The following is an 18518-nucleotide window of genomic DNA, read 5'->3' as shown; positions in this document are numbered from 1 at the left end:
CAACCTTGGCGCTAACAAGTCAGAGTGTTGGCCAGAAATGTCTTGGATTGGGTGGAGAGTACGGAATTGGAACTGTTTGCTGTCCTGATTATTCTGCTGTTTCTTCTCGTCTGGTTGCCACGTCGGATAGGCGCAGGATTAGCCCAATCCAAAACCGGGCGACATATTTTATTCCTTTTGGGTGCGCTGACAGTCGTCAGTTTTGCTGTCCTGTTGGCAATCGGATCCCAACTTTAGAACCCGCCCATCGAGAATATCCTCATTTTAGACCCTGACCAAGAAGCGCGAGCAAGTGTAAGCCAAGAGTGGCGCTTAGATCGTCTGGACGGTTCGTAGCGACACGCCTAATTCATTTGCCATCTTTTTCTGGTCCGCATTCAGTTCAGGATTAGCCGTTGGGCGGCCCCTCTTGCGTGGTTTTTCGATCAACTATCTTCTCCCTAATTTTCGACAGATGTCATTAATTGGGTATCGCACCATATGTAATCAATGGCTTAAGGTCCGTTGGTAGGCCATGGGCCCCCCCAGATTATCACCAAAGATTTTGGCATGATCGGGTTTCCCCCTCGCAATCCAAGAGAAAGAAAAACCCTTCAGCTTATCCCATCAGCCCAATACGCGCCTTCAGACACTCAGGTCACACTCACAAGATGAAGTCATCCACTGTGAGATCATAAAGACCCGTCAGCCTGATGCTCATCTCACGACCTGTATCGCCATCGGTATCAATAAAGGCCATCGTGTAGTCGTTCTCTGTGCCAGCCTTATCGAACTTCTTGAAGTAGATTTCGCCTTCGTCTCCTGAGCCAAACTTTGTGGTGCCATTAAAGCTAAACGTATCGTTCCCAACTAGCACTGTACTTGCATCAATGGCGCTGAGATCAATCACATCCAGACCTTGCTGGAAGTCCTCAATGACATCAGCCTTTGAGAGCTTAAACTTACTCTCAGACGTATTCTTAAACACAAACGTATCTTCACCAGTGCCACCAAGCATTACGTCTTTACCTTTGCCACCTTGCAAAAGGTCGTTACCCTTGCCGCCATTTAGAACATCATTTCCTTTGCCGCCGTTCAGAAAATCAAAGCCTTTATCGCCATTTAGAACATCATGGCCATTATTGCCGTAGAGCTTGTCCTTGCCGTTGCCGCCATAGAGCTTGTCGTTGCCGTTGCCGCCATAGAGTTTATCATTGTTGTTGCCACCATCGAGCTCGTCATTGCCAGCGTAGCCGGTCATAATATCATTACCACCATAACCAAAGGCACGATCACCCGAGCCACTCAAATTGAAGACATCAGCCTCTGAAAGCGCGGCGTTAATAATTGCAAAGTCATCTGATGTAGAAACAGTTGTTGCCGTGGCGTAAATATCAGCAGCATCTATATTAACGCCTTCAATCCCCCATATTCCCTCGTAAGTTTTGCCAGTCCAAACTGTTTCTATATAACCGGTTACGGTCCCCGTGATGGTTAATAATGATGTGTTGAAATTAATGTTGAGACCACCAAAAACTGAACCGTAATCGTAGCCGTTCAAAGACCAATCCACGACAAATAAATCAGTGTAAGTTACGTCATTGTAAGCGCCAAGATAATTATCTTGCAAAACACTATCAAAGTCGCTGTGGTCAAAAGCGATGGCATTTTCATAAAACCTGTTTAAGTCCAAGTTGCTGTGGTCAAAAGCGTAATTTGAAAAAATAGTAGCCATCTCTAAGTCCTTTCAGTCCTGCAGCAGCTGCGCATCTGTGTGTAACTGGAGATTGTCAATTAAAGACTTACATATTCATTCATAATCATTCACAATCATTAAAATATTTTTCTTTATCCTTAGGGTATATTTAACGACCTACAATTTGTTAGCCTTTTGACCCGAGGGCCGCGTAAGCCAAGAGTATCGTTTAGGTTATCTGGTTGGTTCGAGCAGCTGTTGGCCTAAGCCGAGGTGAACAAACCTACCAGCGAAGTCCTTCTCGCAGTCATAGCCTTGGCACTACTGGCAAAGACTTTCGTTGTCCTGACGTCTTAGGCTCACCCCATGAACACAAAGCTATCTGCGCCTACGGTTCTAATGATAGAATCCGATAAGGTGGGGCTCATTTCTGCGATGTCATTATGGGAGGGTGTTTTCGCAACTGGCGTGGGTGGTAAACGTGGGTGGTTGTCAATTTTAACGTTGCCACAAGATACTGAATGGTGCTGTCAGACGAATGCGAACCAGTCTCTACTAGGCCAGTGAGGCTGATCCTTATGCCGCGCCGAGTTGACGCCACTCGGCAAGAGCGGCGGTGCGGTTGAGCTTGAAATTGTTGCGTGAGTAGAGGTGGCGTTCCTGATTGAAATGGTTGTGAACTGAAGAATGGACGGTGGCGAATTTCTGTAAACTTCGCATGCGCCTGAACCGGAGCATGGCCCGCTCTCGTCGTCGAAATGGCAGGTGTGAATTCTCAGCGCGATTGTTTAGCCAACGGCCTGTTTCCTGTTTCGGCGCATTGCCGATGACCTTCATAGCAGCACCGTATGATCTCAGTCTGTCGGTCACAATAATCTGCGGTCGACCACACCGCTTCATTGATTTTTTTATGAATTTCAATGCTGCTTTGCGATCCCGTCGCTTTGTGACGAAGGATTCAAGCACTTCGCCCTCGTGATCCAAGGCCTGCCACAGGTAATGCGTCTCACCATTGATCTTCACGAAAACCTCGTCCAGGTGCCACTGCCAGTTTGAATAGGCGCGCATCCGGCTTGCCCGCTTTTTGCGGATCTCGGCTGCGAACATCGGACCAAATCTGTTCCACCAGAACCGGACGGTTTCATGGCTGATCTCAATCCCACGCTCATGCAGAAGATCTTCCACGTTCCTCAGCGATAGCGGAAACCGAACATAGAGCATCACCGCCAGGCGAATGACCTCTGCGCTGGTTTTAAAATAGCGAAATGGGGAGCGTTTTGTCATCCCACGAGGCTAGGTCACCGCTCTGCCCGCCTCAAGCTAGTTTCCTCTGACAGTGCCCTTCTCGAAACTCATCAGAGTTGTACTGGAGACCTGATCAGGATTCGATAGGGGGTATCGCGAAGTTCACGCCATGTGTTTTCCAGGCCAGGATTGACCTGACGATCCAGTTCAATCGAGATGCTTGGAAACGACCGTTTTTGAGAAGCGCTTCCACCCATAATATCTGACTAAATTTGTCAGGTTGACATATCCGATAATTTCACTCAGGATTATCTCAAGTCAAGCCACCCCGAATCCAAGCAGGGAAGCCCGACACGTGATCATGTGAGGACTTACCGATGCAGCCGAACCCAAACACGCCAAGGCGACCCACCGATGTATGTGAACAACGCCGAACCTTGCGCGTCGGGCAAGCTGACCGATTTGAGATATTGGTTGCTGCATCAGAAGCGGAAGACATCTGCCCGATCTGGATCACTGACCGTTTGTCAGAACGTGAACGGGTATCGCCATGAGCTTCCACTCAACCCCACCGCCACAGACGCCAGCCCCTACGCTGCCAAGCTACTCCGCCCGCGATCTGACTGAAGGTGCGGATCAGGCGCATATCGTTCTGGATGGTCAAACCTACACCTTGCGGATTACGCGGGCTGGCAAGTTAATCCTAACAAAATGAGCGATGCACAGCATAATCGTGGCGGCGCACCTGTTGGCTTCATCACCGAACTGGATGGTATCGAGGCCGCATCTGTCATCTATCTTCGGCTTTGGTGCGAAGGTCCCGATGCGCAAGCACAGGTCTGGAATGACTTTGCGTCTGGCCTTGGCCCTGATCAGGGGCGAAAGGCGCTGAAGTCGTTTGAGGACCTCTGTTCCCTTTGCACCCGTCATGGGCGTCGTCCGCTGATGCGGCATTCGGTTCAATGTAAGTGCTTAGGGGCAGACGAATCCTGCTTCGCCAACTTCATCGCCACGGCGGCAACGGGGGAACGCGAAGATGCCATGCTGATCGCGACGCTTCTTGTTCGCCCCGATGTGGCCCCGCTGATCGCGTCATTAGCTGCTGATGTCGGACACGCCTTTATGCGGATGCGACTAAGCGCCCCAAGGGACATCGAAACACATTCACACGACATACCAAAAACACTTCACTAAAGGGACACCCTCATGAAACGCTACCTCCTTACGACAGCCATTGCAGTTGGCCTCGCCACACCCGCACTTGCGGTTGAAACTACAGACGTGCTGGACACCTATGCCGATATCGCAGCAGCCAACTACGGCGACAGCCTAATCACAGCCCAGCGTTTGCAAGCGGCGGTGAATGCGCTGGTCGCTGATCCATCCGCAGAGAACCTGACCGCTGCCCGTGCTGCATGGTTGGCCGCCCGTGTGCCATACCAACAGACCGAGGTGTTCCGTTTCGGCAATGCCATCGTCGATGACTGGGAAGGCAAGGTGAACGCTTGGCCGCTGGATGAGGGGCTGATCGACTACGTGGATGCGTCCTATGGCGGTCCTTCTGACGAGAACGCTTTTGCGGCGCTGAACGTCATCGCCAACCCGACCTTTACGCTGTCTGGTCAGGACATCGACGCGACATCCATCACGCCTGCGTTGCTGGAAGACACCCTGCAAGAAGCCGATGGCGTCGAGGCCAACGTCGCCACGGGTTACCATGCGATTGAGTTTCTGCTTTGGGGCCAAGACCTCAACGGTCACGGCACGGGTGCAGGGGATCGACCTTGGACAGATTACGCCATGGGTGATGAATGTACGAACGGCAACTGTGATCGCCGTGGTGAATACCTGACTGCTGCCACAGACCTGCTGATTTCCGATCTGGAATATATGGCAGGCGCCTGGGCGATCGGCGGCGAGGCCCGCAGTGAACTGATGTCCGATGCCGATGCGGGTATCTCTGCCATCCTTACAGGCATGGGGTCTTTGTCCTACGGCGAAACGGCTGGGGAACGGATGCGACTTGGCGTGATGCTCAACGACCCAGAGGAAGAGCACTCCTGCTTTGCCGATAACACGCACAACGACCACTATTACAACGGCGTGGGCATCCAAAACGTCTACCTTGGTGAATATATCCGCGTTGATGGATCGTTGGTTACAGGGCCTTCGTTGTCTGATCTTATGGCCGAAACGGACGCAGCACTGGACGCTGAAATGCAAGGCAAGCTCGGCGATGCCGTCATGGCCTTGGGTCGTATCAAGATCGCAGCAGAGGCAGGCTTTGCCTATGACCAGATGCTCGAACGTGGCAATGTCGAAGGCGAAGCCCTGATCATGGGCGGCGTGAACGGGTTGATTGACCAGACACGGTTCATCGAACGGGTGATTGCGGCCCTTGGCGTGGATGGTGTTGGCATCGAAGGGTCAGACTCCTTGGACGATCCAAACGCTGTGTTCCAGTAAGAATAAGGTCTTGTCATCATGGTCAAACCGAAGGGTTGCATAAAATGATAGTCTGTCACTGCCAGCATATCACGGACCACGACATCCATGCCGCGATCAACTGGATGCGGGCGTCGGATGACAAGACCATCATCACACCTGGAAAGGTGTATCGCGCACTTGGTAAGGCAGCGGACTGTGGCGGGTGTATGCCACTGTTCCTGTCCACCATGCGCAGCAACGACAATACAGAAGTCCCCATGCAGCTGCGGAATTTGAAACCCGCAGCAACACAGGAAAAAGAAAATGAACGGCGACAAGAAAGTTATTGAATACCTCAACGATGCCCTGCGCAGCGAACTTACGGCGGTCAGCCAATACTGGTTGCACTACCGTATGCAGGAAGACTGGGGCCTTGGTCACATGGCAGCGAAATCCCGCGAAGAAAGCATCGAAGAGATGAACCACGCGGACAAGATTATTGCCCGCATTCTGTTTCTGGGCGGTCACCCGAACCTGCAAAAACTTGATCCTTTGCGCATCGGTCAGACGCCGAAGGAAACGCTGGAGTGCGACCTTGCTTCTGAGCACGGCGCACGTGATTTGTATATGGAGGCGCGTAAGCATTGCGAAGCTGTGGGTGACTTCGTGACCAAGAACATCTTCGAAGAACTGTTGACCGATGAAGAAGGTCATATCGACTTTCTTGAAACCCAACTGGACCTCGTGGCCAAACTCGGTGAAGAAAAATATGCGCAGCTTAATGCAAGCAAAATGGATGAAGCCGAGTAATCTGATTATCGCCACCTTGGTGGTAGGATCAGTTGCACTGGCCGAAACACCCGCCCAGACCGCGTATAACGGTCTGGGTGATCCGCATCTTGACGTGGTTCCCCGCACTGATGCTGAGGCTGAACGGATTGCCGCTTTCACCGCACTGGCGACGGTTTTTGCCGTGGCGCAGCCGTTCGAAGAACGCCAAGCAGGTGCAGCGACCGTGCGTGTCCTGCCTGATGCCAACGCCTTCTCGCAGCCTTCTGGCAACATCACGTTTGAGGATGAAATGGAGTTCAGGTTAGGCAACGGATTGTTCCGTAAGTTATGGGTCTCATCGCCTTCATCGACATTGGCCTCCGATGGTTTGGGGCCGTTGTTCAACGCACGGTCCTGCCAGCGGTGCCACATCAAGGATGGTCGTGGTCACCCGCCAGAGAACGCCGAAGACAATCCCGTTTCAATGTTCCTGCGTGTGTCGATCATGGACCCAGACGGTGTGCCAGATGACGCGATAATTGCCGAAATCGCCGACTATATCGCAACTCTGCCTGATCCGACCTATGGTGAGCAGTTGCAGGACTTTGCCGTGCAGGGCCATGCCTCTGAGTATTCGCTTGGGATTACCTACGAGGAAGAGATCGTAATGTTGGCCGATGGCACGGAAGTGTCCCTGCGCCACCCAACCTATACCGCTGACAACCTAGGCTATGGCCCCTTGGCTGATGGCGCGATGCTGTCCCCCCGCGTCGCCCCGCAGATGATCGGCCTCGGTTTGCTTGAGGCGATCCCCACAGCCGACATTTTGGCCAATGCAGACCCAGATGATCTGGACAACGACGGTATATCTGGCCGCCCAAACGTCGTCTGGTCCTTAGAGTTCGATCAACCCATGCTCGGTCGTTTTGGCCTCAAGGCTGGCAACCCGACTGTGATGCAGCAATCTGCTGGGGCCTTTGCGGGTGATATCGGCATATCCAATCCGCTGTTTCCGGCAGGGGCTGGCGAATGCACCACCAATCAAACCCTGTGTCAGGACGCGATCCACGGCGATGAAGACGCCCGTGACACGGAGATCGACGCGGAAGGTATGGACCTTGTGACGTTCTATAGCCGTAACCTCGGCGTTCCAGCACGGCGCGATGTGGACGATCCAGAGGTGCTGAGTGGCAAAGAAGTGTTCTACACCACAGGCTGCACAGCCTGCCACACGCCCAGCTTTGTCACCCACCGTCTTGACGATCAGCCTGAACAAAGCTTCCAACTGATCTGGCCATACACCGATATGCTGCTTCACGACATGGGGCCTACCTTGGCCGACAATCGCCCCGAAGCACGGGCAACGGGCAGCGAATGGCGCACCCCGCCACTTTGGGGGATCGGCCTGACCGAACAAGTCAGCGGCCACACATATTTCCTGCACGATGGTCGTGCGCGGTCGCTTCTGGAAGCAGTGTTGTGGCATGGTGGCGAGGCGCAGGGGCAAAGGGATGCGGTGGTCAATATGACGACTGAGGATCGCGAAGCCCTGTTGAGATTTTTGGAAAGCCTATGAGACGTATCCTATTGGCCGCCGCTGTTGCCTGCGCCCCACTCACCGCCACAGCGAACCCATCCATCTCAGCCATCATAGACGACCATATCCTGCCAAGGTTCGAGGCTCTGGCCTCGACCTCTCAGGCACTCTCGAAAGCAGCGATGCAGAACTGTGACCCAACCTCGGACGACCTGCGCACCGCCTATGGTGTGGCATTTGATGTTTGGGTGTCTACATCACATCTGCGGTTAGGCCCCACGGAAGTGGATGATCGTGCCTTTGCATTGGCATTCTGGCCAGACAGTCGTGGTGCCACGCCACGTGCGCTGGCGACGCTCATCTCGGATGAAGACCCCATCGGCCTTGATGCAGCCGCTTACAGCGAAGTCTCTATCGCAGCCCGTGGGTTCTATGCCTTGGAGTTCCTACTGTATGACGAGACCCTGATGCAGCCAAGCGAATACCACTGCGCCCTTGTGCAAACCGTCACCACAGACATCGCCGCTACATCCTCGGCCATCCATGACGATTGGCATTCCCATAAAGATGTCCTCCTATCACCAGGCCCCGATGCAACCTACCGTAGCGAAGAAGAAGTCCTGCAAGAAATGCTCAGGGCGCTGACCGCAGGGCTACAATTCACCCAAGACAGCCGCCTTGGCCGACCCCTTGGCACGTTTGATCGCCCCCAACCAGCCCGTGCAGAAGCCCGTAGGTCAGGTCGATCTGCCAAGCATGTCACGTTGAGCCTGATGTCTTTGCAGGATTTGGCGTCGCACCTTTCGGTGTCTGATGCCAACTTGTCCGATACCCTCAATCGCCAGTTCGAAGATGCCCTAGGCAAACTGGCGACCTTGAATGATCCTGTCTTCGCAGGTGTTGCGGACCCACAATCCCGTCTCAAGATCGAGGTCATCGGCCAATCCATTGGAACCATCCGCACCACTGTCCAAACAGAACTCGGCCCCACACTGGGTGTCGCCGCAGGATTCAATTCGCTGGACGGAGACTAGCATGGAAGCGGGTCGTCGTCAGTTCATAGCAGGATTATTAGCCACTGGGCTGGTCCCTAGACCAGCGTGGGCAGATGCAGGATCACCCTCGTTCCTCTCAGCCGCAGCCCTGCCTGATGGGACCTATGTGCTATGCGGCATTGATGCTGACCTGAACATCACATTCCAACTCCCGCTTCCCGCCCGTGGTCATGCCGCAGCAGCGCATCCGCTCAAACCCGAAGCAATTGCCTTTGCAAGACGACCAGGCACATTCGCAATCGTTATCGACTGCACGACTGGCGTTCAAAAGGCAATTCTGAACGCGCCCACTGGCCGCCACTTTTATGGCCACGGGGCATTCTCGGCAGATGGCACCCTGCTTTACACGACCGAGAATGACTATGAGGCTGGCCGTGGACGGATCGGCGTCTGGGATGTCGCGTCAGGATACGTCCGCATCGACGAATGGGACAGCGGCGGCATCGGTCCCCATGACATCAAACGTTTGCCAGACTCCGACGTGCTGGTCGTCGCAAACGGCGGAATAGACACGCATCCAGACTCTGGCCGTACCAAGCTGAACATCTCCACGATGAAACCGAACCTGTCTTACGTCCAAAATGGCACGGTCATTGAGACGGTCGAATTGCCCCCTGAGATGCACAAAAACTCGATAAGACATCTTGCTGTTTCGCAAGACGGGCACGTCGCCTTCGGGATGCAGTGGCAGGGTGATGGTGTGCCGCTAAGCCTCGTAGGCCAACATTACCGTGGAGGTGAAATTGACCTGATGCAGGCCACTCCCGATCAGATGCGAGATATGCAGGGGTATGTGGGTAGCATTGCTTACGTCGAAGAAGACATTACAATTGCTGTGACATCCCCACGGGGCGGTGCAATTCAATTCTATGAAACAGCGTCTTCACAGTGCATCGGATCGCTTTTCACAGTCGATGTGTCTGGCGTGGCAGCAATAAGAAACGGTTTTTTGCTGACCTCAGGAACAGGTGAGTTGGCATCGTGGGCGAAGGCTGATCTTGTCTCATCGAGAAAAGAAGTCGTTCAGTGGGATAACCACTTGGTCTCTGTGTAGGAGTTCAGGAGGGTGATGGCTTGCTTGGAACGAACAACATGCATTGCTTGAAGCCCTGATCTAAAAAGGTCCGATCAATCAGAGCTCAGATAGAAATGTTCGAATGCTAATTCGGGAATCGAACTGTCAATCACAAGTGATAGTTTCAATGCGCAAAACTGCTACAAGTATATGCTACGATTTATAGTTTTAACTTATTATATAATATATAAATCAATGATTAAACGGCCAAGACGTAACTTCCCTTCGTCTCCGCCACTTTTAATAGTGGTTTAGAATCAATAGCTTCGATGGCTTCCTGAGAATTTTTGCACACACGTTTTGCACACACGCAGACTTACGGAAAACATCTTCCCGTAGTGACATCGTAACCACCAGCCTGATCTATAGCTTCTAAAGGCACGTCACAGTCTCTCAGGCGGTCCCTGAAGCTATGTCTCAGGCAGTGCGCAGTTTTACCGTTGTGGTACTTTCTGAGGTGCTGGCAGAGCGTAGCTGAGGCCCCTGTGTTGTTCAGGTTGCCATAGGAAGCGTAGCGCGGGAACAGGTAAGGACTGTCGCTATTAGCTTCTAGTAATTTCTGTAGGGCTTTTGTGGCACTATTAGAGACGACAGGGAGCGACCTCTTGCAACGCAACCATGCCTGAGAATGATCCACAGTGATTGTTGAAGCTCCAGTATGCCTAGCAATTTCCCGTCATTCCAATACCGTAAGAATCTGTCTTGAGATTCTCTACAAAAGCATGTCGTGCCTACTTCTCCAGATACGTGATGTGTCGGTACAACGTGTGGGTAAGACATGTTCGATGACACCATCAAGCCATTGTTTCTAATGGTAAAATTAAGAAATTAGGATTGTGGCGGAGGCTCAGGGATTCGAACCCTGGGGACGCTTTCACGCCCGTCGGTTTTCAAGACCGGTGCATTCGACCACTCTGCCAAACCTCCACTGCGGGTTTCGTAACCGCCTCACTCGCTAAGAGCAAGACCCGAAAATGCGATCACGCTTTGGGGAATTCCGCCGATCTGGATGTCGACAGACTTTCAAAAATATCAAACACAGACTAGTGTCAGGCCAAGGACGACGTTCAGCCGCTGGCTGCTGCGTCAAAAGCAGTGGAAAACGTCGAAAAATCGGCAAGTCCTGGAAACCGGGCGATCAAAGGAACAGTAGCTATGGCAGGCATTTCTGGTATCAAAATTTCGGTTTTGGGGCTCTCTTTGATAGCTTTGGCCGGATGCGACGAAAACGGCCAATTCGCATTCCCCACGATGGCACCACAAAGCGCTGGAACAGCCTCTACCGCCGTTGGCGCGGTCGCGATGGTGGAACAAGACGTTGAATCGCCAGAAGTTTTCAATGCCAGTGAGGCCGGCCTTTGGGATGGTCGCCCGTCGCTTGGCGGTGTTTGGGTCGCGCACCCCGATGTCACCGATCCAGAACGTGTCATCATTCGCAACACCGCAAACGGTACCTTTGTGATCGGGGCATTGTTCCGCCGCGAACGCGACAATCCCGGCCCACGGCTTCAGGTCTCGTCAGACGCTGCCGAGGCATTGGGCATGTTGGCGGGCGCTCCTGCTGATCTCAGCGTGATCGCGTTGCGCCGCCAAGAGGTCGCTCAACCCGCCGCTCCGGCAGAGAGCAGAACTGAAACATTCGACGCGCCAGACGCTGTTGAGGCCACCAGTCTAGACCCGATTGCAAGCGCAGAAGCCGCGCTTGATGCGATCGAAGGGTCCAGCCCGCGCGCCGTTGCATCGACCGCACCTGCCGCGGCGGTGACACCGGCCGTTCCGATACAATCCTCTTCACTGACCAAAGCCTTTATTCAGGTCGGTATCTTTAGCGTTAAAGCCAACGCCGACCGCACAGCAGAGCGCCTTCGCGGCTCTGGCATCGTGCCAACGGTGATCCCAGGTGAAAGCCAAGGAGGCCAATTCTACCGCGTTGTCGTGGGGCCTGCGGGCAACAAATCGGAACGCGCCGCAATTCTAAAGAGCGTTAAATCCCAAGGCTTTACCGACGCTTATTTCGTCACCAACTAAGGGTCTAACCATGTTGCCACGCCTCGTTTCTGTCTTTGCGACTATTGCCGTTGTTGTCTTTGGGGCGAGCGCGGCAATTGCGCAAAATTTTGCAACACAGGCCACCGCCGCAATTGTCATTGATCAGACAACTGGCACCCTGTTGATGGAAAAGAACGCAGACGAGGCATTGCCACCTGCATCCATGTCGAAACTGATGACGCTCTACATGGCGTTCGAGGCTGTGTCGGATGGCCGGCTGCGTCTGGACGAAGAACTGCCCGTCAGCCAACACGCGATGAACTATGGAGGATCAACAATGTTCCTCAAACGCGGCGAGCGGGTCAAAGTTGAAGACTTGATCAGAGGCATCATTGTTCTGTCTGGCAACGACGCCTGCGCAGTGATCGCCGAAGCGCTATCGACCGACGGCACCGAAGCTGGGTTCGGTCGAATGATGACGGCTCGCGCCCGTGAACTGGGCATGATGAATTCGACATTCACAAACTCGAACGGCTGGCCCCAAGCGGGACACCGGATGTCCATGCGTGACCTGTCGATCCTCGCCGACCGCTTGATCACAGATTATCCGACATACTACCCGCTGTTCTCGCAAAAAGAATTCATGTTCGACGAGAAAGAGAGCAAGAACCGGCTAAACCGCAACCCACTGTTGGGTCTTGGGATTGGCGCAGACGGACTCAAAACCGGCCATACGAACGAAGCGGGGTACGGTCTTGTTGGGTCGGCTAAACAGGGCAACCGTCGCATCATATTTGTCATCACGGGCCTAGACAGTGCCGCTGCACGGGCTGAAGAAAGCGAAAAGATCGTGAACTGGGCCTTCCGCCAATTCGTCCATAGAGACATCACCGAAGCCGGCACCAAGATTGCCGAGGCCGATGTCTGGATGGGCGATGTTGATCGCGTCGGACTGACCACAGTCGAAGATCTGTCATTGCTGGTCCCAGTCCTCAAGCAGGACGATATCACAGCCGAAGTCGTCTACGACGGCCCGATCGAGGCCCCAATCGAAGAAGGCGCACAATTGGCCGAATTGGTCATCACCTTTGAAGGGCTCCCAGAAACGCGCCTGCCGTTGGTTGCAGATCGCAGCGTCGCCAAAGGTGGCTTTGGCCCAACCATGCGCCGTGCCGCCAATGTCCTGTTGGGCAAATTGGGTGCCGAGGGATCGCTCTGAACCATGGCGGATCATGGCCATTTCATCACATTCGAGGGTATCGACGGGTCGGGAAAATCGACCCAAGCCCGCATGCTGGTTGATCGTTTGGGGGCACAGACACTTTTGACCCGCGAACCTGGCGGCTCGGAAGGTGCCGAAGAAATTCGTGGCCTTTTGTTGTCCGGTGACACTGATCGCTGGTCGGCAGAAACTGAAATCTTGTTGTTTACCGCTGCGCGCAGGGATCATCTGGAAAAAACGATTGAACCCGCGCTTGCCGCTGGCACGACCGTGATCTCGGACCGTTTCGCCGACAGCACCCGCGTCTACCAAGGCGCGACCCGCGGCGATTTGCGCGCCACGGTTGATCAGCTGCATACACTGATGATCGGCCGCGAACCCGACCTAACCTTTATCATCGACATGGACCCCGCAATCGCGCTCAAACGCGGGCTTGCACGTGAGACCGGCGAAGATCGCTTCGAGGACTTCGGCCTCGCGTTCCAAGAAACCCTGCGGCACGGATTTTTGGCCCTCGCACGCGACATGCCAAACCGCTGCGTCGTGATCGACGGCAACAGAACGCCGGAACAGGTCGCATCCGAGGTTGCCGCCCATGCGATGGACGCGCTATCCGTCGCTGTATGAGCGACGACACACTTCTTGAACCGGACCGTATTGAGGGTGCACCGCACCCGCGCGAAACCGCGCGGCTGTTGGGCCAAAACGAGGCTGTCGCAGAATTCCTAGATGCTTACGCGACGGGCCGGTTACACCACGCCTGGATGATCACTGGGCCCAAGGGCACAGGCAAAGCAACGCTCGCATGGAAGATCGCCACTTTTCTGTTGGCCGAGACCGGCGATGACGGTGGCTTCTTTGGTGAGACGCCCCCTGCCCCAACATCGCTGGATGTGTCACCTGATGCGCCAGACGCCCGCCTGATTGCGGCCGGCGCCCATCCGCGCCTCACCGTGCTACGCCGCGCCGTCAACAAAGATACTGGCAAGCTGCGCGCGCAAATCACAGTTGATGAAGTGCGCAAACTCAAAGGTTTCTTCGAGATGTCAGCCGCTGATGGCGGTCGCCGTGTGGCCATTGTCGATGCCGCCGACGAGATGAACGTCAACGCCGCCAACGCGCTGCTCAAAGTGCTAGAAGAGCCCCCCGTTGACGCCACCCTCATTCTCATCGCGCACCAGCCATCGCGGCTGTTGCCGACGATCCGATCACGGTGTAGGACCCTGCGCGCCAACACACTGCCTCCCGAAACCATCGCAGCCGCGTTGGATCAGGCCGGAATTACCACGAACGAAGCCCCCGCACTTGGGGCCTTGGCCCAAGGGTCCGTGGGCGAGGCGATGCGGTTGATCACAATGGATGGCCTCGCGCTCTATGGTGACCTGATCAAACTCTTTACAGGCTTACCTCGCGTGGACCGCACGATCGCCCTTAAACTCGCTGACAGCGCAGCTGGCGTGCGCAACGTCAATCGCTACGACATGATTCTGGATCTGTTCGACGCATTTCTGGTGCGGACTGCACGCGCGGGTTTGATTGGCCCACCCGAAACCCAAGCCGCCTCAGGCGAGGCTCAGCTTATGGCGCGGCTCGCACCCCATGACGCGGCGGCCCGTCATTGGGCACAATTGCAACAGGACCTAAGCGACCGCGTCCGTCATGGGCGCGCTGTGAACCTTGACCCTGCGGCGTTGATCCTTGATATGATTTTCAAGATCGAAGAGACGGCCCGCCGGACCGTCGCAAACTAGGGTCGTTCCATGAGCATTCCACAGATTGTCGACAGCCACTGCCACCTCGACTTCGAGGATTTCGACGGCGAGCATTCCGAACTGATTGCACGCGCTGCCGAGGCGGGCGTCACACGCATGGTTACGATCTGCACACGTCTCAAGAACGAGCCCGCAGTGCGCGCCATTGCAGAAGCGCACGAACCCGTTTTCTATGCGGCAGGCACACACCCGATGAGCGCTGCAGAAGAGCCGCTTGCCTCTGTAGAAGAGCTGGTCACGATGGCGCAGCACCCCAAATTTGTGGGCATCGGCGAGACCGGCCTCGACTATCACTACACCGCCGACAGCATGGCGGTTCAACAAGAAAGCCTGCGCATCCATATCGAGGCGGCACGCCAAACGGCTCTGCCCTTGATCATCCATGCCCGCGCAGCCGATGACGATATGGCGCGCATACTGGCCGAGGAATACGCCGCTGGTGCCTATGCTTGCGTCATGCATTGCTTTTCCTCGTCGGCTGAATTGGGACGTGCCGCTGTGGACCTAGGGTTCTATCTGTCCATGTCCGGCATCGCCGCATTCCCAAAATCCACCGAACTACGCGAGATTTTTGCAGCCGCCCCGCGTGACCGCATCCTCGTTGAAACCGACAGCCCCTATCTTGCCCCACCGCCTCATCGCGGCAAACGGAACGAGCCTGCATATACCGCACACACAGCGCGTATCGGGGCCGAGACATTCGACATGGACTATACAGAATTTGCGGCTCAAACTTCGTCAAACTTTGACCGTCTGTTTTCCAAGGCCGCAGCTTGGACGCCTGATGGCTGAGTTGCGATTGACCATATTGGGCTGCGGCTCGTCTGGTGGGGTGCCACGTTTAGGTGGCCATTGGGGGGATTGCGACCCTGATAACCCCAAGAACCGCCGCCGCCGGTGTTCGGTTCTGGTCGAACGTGAAACCGACGCTGGCACGACCCGTGTCTTGATCGACACCTCGCCCGATCTGCGCAATCAGCTATTGGACGCCGGCATTGGCGAACTGAATGCCGTCGCCTACACCCACGGCCACGCCGACCACGTGCACGGCATCGATGATCTGCGGATGATTGTGTTCAACATGCGCGAACGTCTTCCAGTTTGGGCTGACGGGGCGACACAAACAGATCTGATCTCGCGCTTTGGCTATGCCTTTGTTCAGCCTGCGGGCTCTAGCTACCCACCGATCTGCAATCTGCATTCGATCACTGGTAGCTTTACGATTTCGGGTGCTGGCGGGGATATCACCTTGACGCCATTCGAGGTCGAACACGGCAACATCGACGCGCTGGGGTTCCGCATCGGCGACGTGGCCTATTTGCCTGATGTCTCGGACATCCCCGAGGACGTGTGGCCGCAGCTTGAAAACCTCGACACATGGATTGTCGACTGTTTACGCCGCACGCCACATCCCAGCCATGCGCATCTCGAGCGTACTTTCGAATGGATTGCGCGTGCCAAGCCCAAGTCCGCTGTGCTGACCAACATGCACATCGATCTCGACTATGCGGTTCTAGAGGCCGAGACGGCTGACCACATCACCCCCGCCTATGACGGTATGGTGCTGCGGTTTGAAGGCTAAGCGATGACCGCGCTCATCGACGTCATCCTTCCGGTCTTTTTGGTGCTAGGCTTTGGCTATGTTGCAGTCTGGCGCAACCTGTTCTCTGATAGCGGTGTCGACGGCTTGATGAAGTTCACTCAGAACTTTGCCATCCCTTGTTTGTTGTTCCGTGCGATCTCGACCCTTGATCTTGGGGCGGGGTTTGATCTGGCGCTGCTCAGCTCGTTTTACGCAGGTGCGGCCACCTGCTTCTTTGCCGGATTGTTTGCCGCACGCACGTTGCTCAAACGCAGCCTAGAGGACAGCGTCGCCATCGGGTTCTGCTGCCTCTTTTCAAATTCTTTGTTGCTGGGACTGCCGATCACCGAACGCGCCTATGGCACCGATGCACTGACTGCGAACTACGCGATTATCGCGATCCATTCTCCGTTTTGCTACGGCTTGGGGATCACTGTGATGGAAATTGTGCGCGCACGCGGCACGTCCCCCGCAGCCATCCCAGCCAAGGTGCTGCGCGCAATGTTTTCCAATGCGCTGATCCTCGGGATCACGTTGGGGTTCATCGTCAATCTGGGGTCTGTCGCCCTGCCCAGCGTGTTCATTGACGCGGTTGACCTGATGGTCCGTGCCGCGCTGCCTGCTGCGCTATTCGGCCTAGGGGGCGTGCTGTACCGCTACCGTCCCGAAGGCGACATGCGTGTTATCTTTTTTGTTTGTGCCGTCTCGCTGGGGCTGCACCCTGTGATCGTCTACAGCTTGGCCCAATGGAATGATCTGGCGACCCCTGCCCTGCGGTCTGCCGTTATGACGGCCGCGATGGCTCCTGGCGTCAATTCATATGTCTTTGCCAATATGTACGGGGTTGCACAGCGCGTCGTGGCCTCAGCGGTATTGCTGTCGACCGCGCTGTCTATTTTGACAATTTGGCTGTGGCTGGGCGTGCTGCCCTAGCTCACCCCCTAGCCCGGTGACATACCGCGCAAACGCTCGGACCGACGGCGCAACAACTCAACCGTTGTCAGCAATCCAATCGAAATCACAACAAGAATTGTAGCCACCGCCAAAATCGTCGGGCTGATCTGCTCGCGCAATCCGGTGAACATCTGCCATGGCAATGTCTTTTGCGCGGCAGCGCCGACAAAGAGCACCACAACAACCTCGTCGAACGATGTGATAAAGGCGAATAGACCACCCGAAATCACGCCCGGCAAGATCAACGGCATCTGCACTCGAAAGAACGTCGTCGTTGGGTTCGCGCCCATGTTGGCCGCCGCCCGTGTCAGCGATTGATCAAAGCCCACCAGCGTCGCAGTCACAGTGATGATAACGAACGGGATGCCCAATGCGGCATGCGCGAGGATTACTTTGATGTAGCCGGATAGGGATTGGGAAATACCAAAGGTACTTTCCATCCACAGGCCCATCTGGCTGTAAAAGAAGAACATGCCTGTCGCCGAAATAATCAACGGTACAATCATCGGCGAAATCATGATCGCCATAATCGCCTGTCGGAACGGCACGTGGGATTGCGACAAACCGATGGCCGCCAAAGTCCCAAGCGATACCGAAATCATCGTCGCAAAGGGCGCAATGATCAGCGAGTTCTTGAGCGGACGCAGCCAATCGGAATTGGTCAAAAAGTCTTCGTAGTGCTTGAGGCTATATCCAGCAGGATCCAGCGCCAGCATTTCAGGCGTAAAGGTAAAGAAGTCTTGCGCGTTGAAGGACAGTGGGATCACCGTCAGGATCGGCGCAATGAGGAAGAAAAAGATCAAACCACAGATCAGCCGGAACCCGTTGTGCCACAACACTTGGCCCGTTGTTGCATAGGGCGGCACGCCTTTGCGGTATTCACCCGTGAACAACCAATAAGCACACCATCCAATAGCAGCACCCGCGATGGCCCCAGCGACGAAGCCACCGAAACTACCAGTCAAGAACCCAACAAGCCCGAGCGTGAGAACCGCAAACCAGCGCCCCAGTTTGCGCGGGAAATAGCGGGCCAGCACAAATGCAAAGACTGCACCAACGACCGCACCGGTCAGGACGCCAATTGGCAGGCCCAGCCCCACCGCCTTGCCCGCGAGCACACCTAGAATTGCCCCCAAAAGCGCGGTGATCGGCATTGTGAACCCAATAAGGTTATCTTTGGAGGCGGCGCGTTCAGCCGCTGTCATCATGACGGT

18 protein-coding genes and 1 tRNA gene are annotated in these 18518 nt (G+C 55.1%); 15 read left to right on the top strand and 4 right to left on the bottom strand.

What is annotated here, in order from left to right; all coding sequences use genetic code 11:
• Positions 1–643: 643 nt before the first annotated feature.
• Together TR2A62_RS17430 and TR2A62_RS00430 are read right to left on the bottom strand one after the other, a co-directional pair.
• Positions 644–1714, bottom strand: coding sequence for a calcium-binding protein (locus TR2A62_RS17430; RefSeq protein ID WP_009157671.1), 1071 nt, complete (start codon positions 1712–1714; stop codon positions 644–646).
• Between the two features lie 537 nt (positions 1715–2251).
• Complete coding sequence (locus tag TR2A62_RS00430; RefSeq protein ID WP_009160129.1) at positions 2252–2959, bottom strand: IS6 family transposase; 708 nt, start codon at positions 2957–2959, stop codon at positions 2252–2254.
• Positions 2960–3470: 511 nt separating this feature from the next.
• Between TR2A62_RS00430 and hemP the strand changes: the two genes are divergently transcribed.
• From hemP to TR2A62_RS00390, 8 genes are read left to right on the top strand one after another with little or no spacing between them, the layout of a single operon-like run.
• On the top strand, positions 3471–3635 hold the full coding sequence (gene hemP / locus TR2A62_RS17875) for a hemin uptake protein HemP (protein WP_009158759.1): 165 nt from the start codon (positions 3471–3473) through the stop codon (positions 3633–3635).
• Positions 3632–4114 carry a hypothetical protein gene (locus TR2A62_RS00420; RefSeq protein WP_009159919.1) on the top strand — a complete coding sequence of 161 codons (483 nt, stop codon included), beginning with the start codon at positions 3632–3634 and terminating at the stop codon, positions 4112–4114. Before hemP ends, TR2A62_RS00420 begins: the two co-directional genes overlap by 4 nt.
• Positions 4115–4126: 12 nt before the next feature.
• The gene (locus TR2A62_RS00415; RefSeq protein WP_009160869.1) at positions 4127–5386 is read left to right on the top strand and encodes an imelysin family protein; all 1260 of its coding nucleotides are present in this window, start codon (positions 4127–4129) and stop codon (positions 5384–5386) included.
• A gap of 44 nt (positions 5387–5430) precedes the next feature.
• Positions 5431–5697, top strand: a complete 267-nt coding sequence (locus TR2A62_RS00410) for a bacterioferritin-associated ferredoxin (RefSeq protein WP_009158804.1) — start codon at positions 5431–5433, stop codon at positions 5695–5697.
• Positions 5672–6157, top strand: a complete 486-nt coding sequence (gene bfr / locus TR2A62_RS00405) for a bacterioferritin (RefSeq protein WP_009160502.1) — start codon at positions 5672–5674, stop codon at positions 6155–6157. The genes TR2A62_RS00410 and bfr overlap by 26 nt, the downstream gene beginning before the upstream one ends.
• Positions 6144–7694, top strand: a complete 1551-nt coding sequence (locus TR2A62_RS00400) for a di-heme oxidoredictase family protein (RefSeq protein WP_009157377.1) — start codon at positions 6144–6146, stop codon at positions 7692–7694. Before bfr ends, TR2A62_RS00400 begins: the two co-directional genes overlap by 14 nt.
• Positions 7691–8689, top strand: a complete 999-nt coding sequence (locus TR2A62_RS00395; protein WP_009158369.1) for an imelysin family protein — start codon at positions 7691–7693, stop codon at positions 8687–8689. The genes TR2A62_RS00400 and TR2A62_RS00395 overlap by 4 nt, the downstream gene beginning before the upstream one ends.
• A gap of 1 nt (position 8690) precedes the next feature.
• Complete coding sequence (locus tag TR2A62_RS00390) at positions 8691–9764, top strand: DUF1513 domain-containing protein (protein WP_009158391.1); 1074 nt, start codon at positions 8691–8693, stop codon at positions 9762–9764.
• 858 nt (positions 9765–10622) lie between these two features.
• Here TR2A62_RS00390 and TR2A62_RS00385 read toward each other — a convergent pair.
• A tRNA-Ser gene (locus tag TR2A62_RS00385) sits at positions 10623–10712 on the bottom strand.
• A 228-nt stretch (positions 10713–10940) separates the two neighbouring features.
• Between TR2A62_RS00385 and TR2A62_RS00380 the strand changes: the two genes are divergently transcribed.
• Genes TR2A62_RS00380 through TR2A62_RS00350 form a run of 7 tightly spaced genes read left to right on the top strand, consistent with a single transcriptional unit; the run spans position 10941 to position 17283 of the window.
• Positions 10941–11813, top strand: a complete 873-nt coding sequence (locus TR2A62_RS00380; protein ID WP_009160133.1) for an SPOR domain-containing protein — start codon at positions 10941–10943, stop codon at positions 11811–11813.
• A 10-nt stretch (positions 11814–11823) separates the two neighbouring features.
• The gene (locus TR2A62_RS00375; protein ID WP_009157690.1) at positions 11824–12993 is read left to right on the top strand and encodes a D-alanyl-D-alanine carboxypeptidase family protein; all 1170 of its coding nucleotides are present in this window, start codon (positions 11824–11826) and stop codon (positions 12991–12993) included.
• 3 nt (positions 12994–12996) lie between these two features.
• Complete coding sequence (tmk, locus tag TR2A62_RS00370; RefSeq protein ID WP_009158495.1) at positions 12997–13623, top strand: dTMP kinase; 627 nt, start codon at positions 12997–12999, stop codon at positions 13621–13623.
• Positions 13620–14747 (top strand): DNA polymerase III subunit delta', encoded by a 1128-nt coding sequence (locus TR2A62_RS00365; RefSeq protein WP_009159236.1) that lies wholly within the window; start codon positions 13620–13622, stop codon positions 14745–14747. Before tmk ends, TR2A62_RS00365 begins: the two co-directional genes overlap by 4 nt.
• Positions 14748–14756: 9 nt before the next feature.
• Entirely contained in the window at positions 14757–15560 is an 804-nt protein-coding gene (locus TR2A62_RS00360; protein WP_009160473.1) for a TatD family hydrolase, read from the top strand.
• Positions 15553–16350 (top strand): MBL fold metallo-hydrolase, encoded by a 798-nt coding sequence (locus TR2A62_RS00355; protein ID WP_009157396.1) that lies wholly within the window; start codon positions 15553–15555, stop codon positions 16348–16350. Before TR2A62_RS00360 ends, TR2A62_RS00355 begins: the two co-directional genes overlap by 8 nt.
• A gap of 3 nt (positions 16351–16353) precedes the next feature.
• Positions 16354–17283, top strand: a complete 930-nt coding sequence (locus TR2A62_RS00350; RefSeq protein WP_009158007.1) for an AEC family transporter — start codon at positions 16354–16356, stop codon at positions 17281–17283.
• 8 nt (positions 17284–17291) lie between these two features.
• Here the strand turns inward: TR2A62_RS00350 and TR2A62_RS00345 are convergent, their stop codons facing one another.
• A complete protein-coding gene (locus TR2A62_RS00345; RefSeq protein WP_009159034.1) occupies positions 17292–18512 on the bottom strand; it encodes an ABC transporter permease in 1221 nt (406 codons plus the stop codon).
• Positions 18513–18518: the final 6 nt, after the last annotated feature.

Source organism: Thalassobium sp. R2A62, assembly GCF_000161835.1.
Classification (GTDB): domain Bacteria; phylum Pseudomonadota; class Alphaproteobacteria; order Rhodobacterales; family Rhodobacteraceae; genus Thalassobium.
This window is presented reverse-complemented; position numbering and strand designations above follow the sequence as displayed.

Excerpts from the sequence above, each read along its gene's own strand:
- TR2A62_RS00355 (WP_009157396.1), top strand. The coding sequence starts at position 15,553 with ATGGCTGAGTTGCGATTGACCATATTGGGCTGCGGCTCGTCTGGTGGG.
- hemP (WP_009158759.1), top strand. The coding sequence starts at position 3,471 with ATGAGCTTCCACTCAACCCCACCGCCACAGACGCCAGCCCCTACGCTG.
- TR2A62_RS00350 (WP_009158007.1), top strand. The coding sequence starts at position 16,354 with ATGACCGCGCTCATCGACGTCATCCTTCCGGTCTTTTTGGTGCTAGGC.
- TR2A62_RS00345 (WP_009159034.1), bottom strand. The coding sequence starts at position 18,512 with ATGATGACAGCGGCTGAACGCGCCGCCTCCAAAGATAACCTTATTGGG.
- TR2A62_RS00395 (WP_009158369.1), top strand. The coding sequence starts at position 7,691 with ATGAGACGTATCCTATTGGCCGCCGCTGTTGCCTGCGCCCCACTCACC.
- TR2A62_RS00360 (WP_009160473.1), top strand. The coding sequence starts at position 14,757 with ATGAGCATTCCACAGATTGTCGACAGCCACTGCCACCTCGACTTCGAG.
- TR2A62_RS00365 (WP_009159236.1), top strand. The coding sequence starts at position 13,620 with ATGAGCGACGACACACTTCTTGAACCGGACCGTATTGAGGGTGCACCG.
- TR2A62_RS00410 (WP_009158804.1), top strand. The coding sequence starts at position 5,431 with ATGATAGTCTGTCACTGCCAGCATATCACGGACCACGACATCCATGCC.
- TR2A62_RS17430 (WP_009157671.1), bottom strand. The coding sequence starts at position 1,714 with ATGGCTACTATTTTTTCAAATTACGCTTTTGACCACAGCAACTTGGAC.
- tmk (WP_009158495.1), top strand. The coding sequence starts at position 12,997 with ATGGCGGATCATGGCCATTTCATCACATTCGAGGGTATCGACGGGTCG.
- TR2A62_RS00390 (WP_009158391.1), top strand. The coding sequence starts at position 8,691 with ATGGAAGCGGGTCGTCGTCAGTTCATAGCAGGATTATTAGCCACTGGG.
- TR2A62_RS00420 (WP_009159919.1), top strand. The coding sequence starts at position 3,632 with ATGAGCGATGCACAGCATAATCGTGGCGGCGCACCTGTTGGCTTCATC.
- TR2A62_RS00375 (WP_009157690.1), top strand. The coding sequence starts at position 11,824 with ATGTTGCCACGCCTCGTTTCTGTCTTTGCGACTATTGCCGTTGTTGTC.
- TR2A62_RS00380 (WP_009160133.1), top strand. The coding sequence starts at position 10,941 with ATGGCAGGCATTTCTGGTATCAAAATTTCGGTTTTGGGGCTCTCTTTG.
- bfr (WP_009160502.1), top strand. The coding sequence starts at position 5,672 with ATGAACGGCGACAAGAAAGTTATTGAATACCTCAACGATGCCCTGCGC.
- TR2A62_RS00400 (WP_009157377.1), top strand. The coding sequence starts at position 6,144 with ATGAAGCCGAGTAATCTGATTATCGCCACCTTGGTGGTAGGATCAGTT.
- TR2A62_RS00415 (WP_009160869.1), top strand. The coding sequence starts at position 4,127 with ATGAAACGCTACCTCCTTACGACAGCCATTGCAGTTGGCCTCGCCACA.
- TR2A62_RS00430 (WP_009160129.1), bottom strand. The coding sequence starts at position 2,959 with ATGACAAAACGCTCCCCATTTCGCTATTTTAAAACCAGCGCAGAGGTC.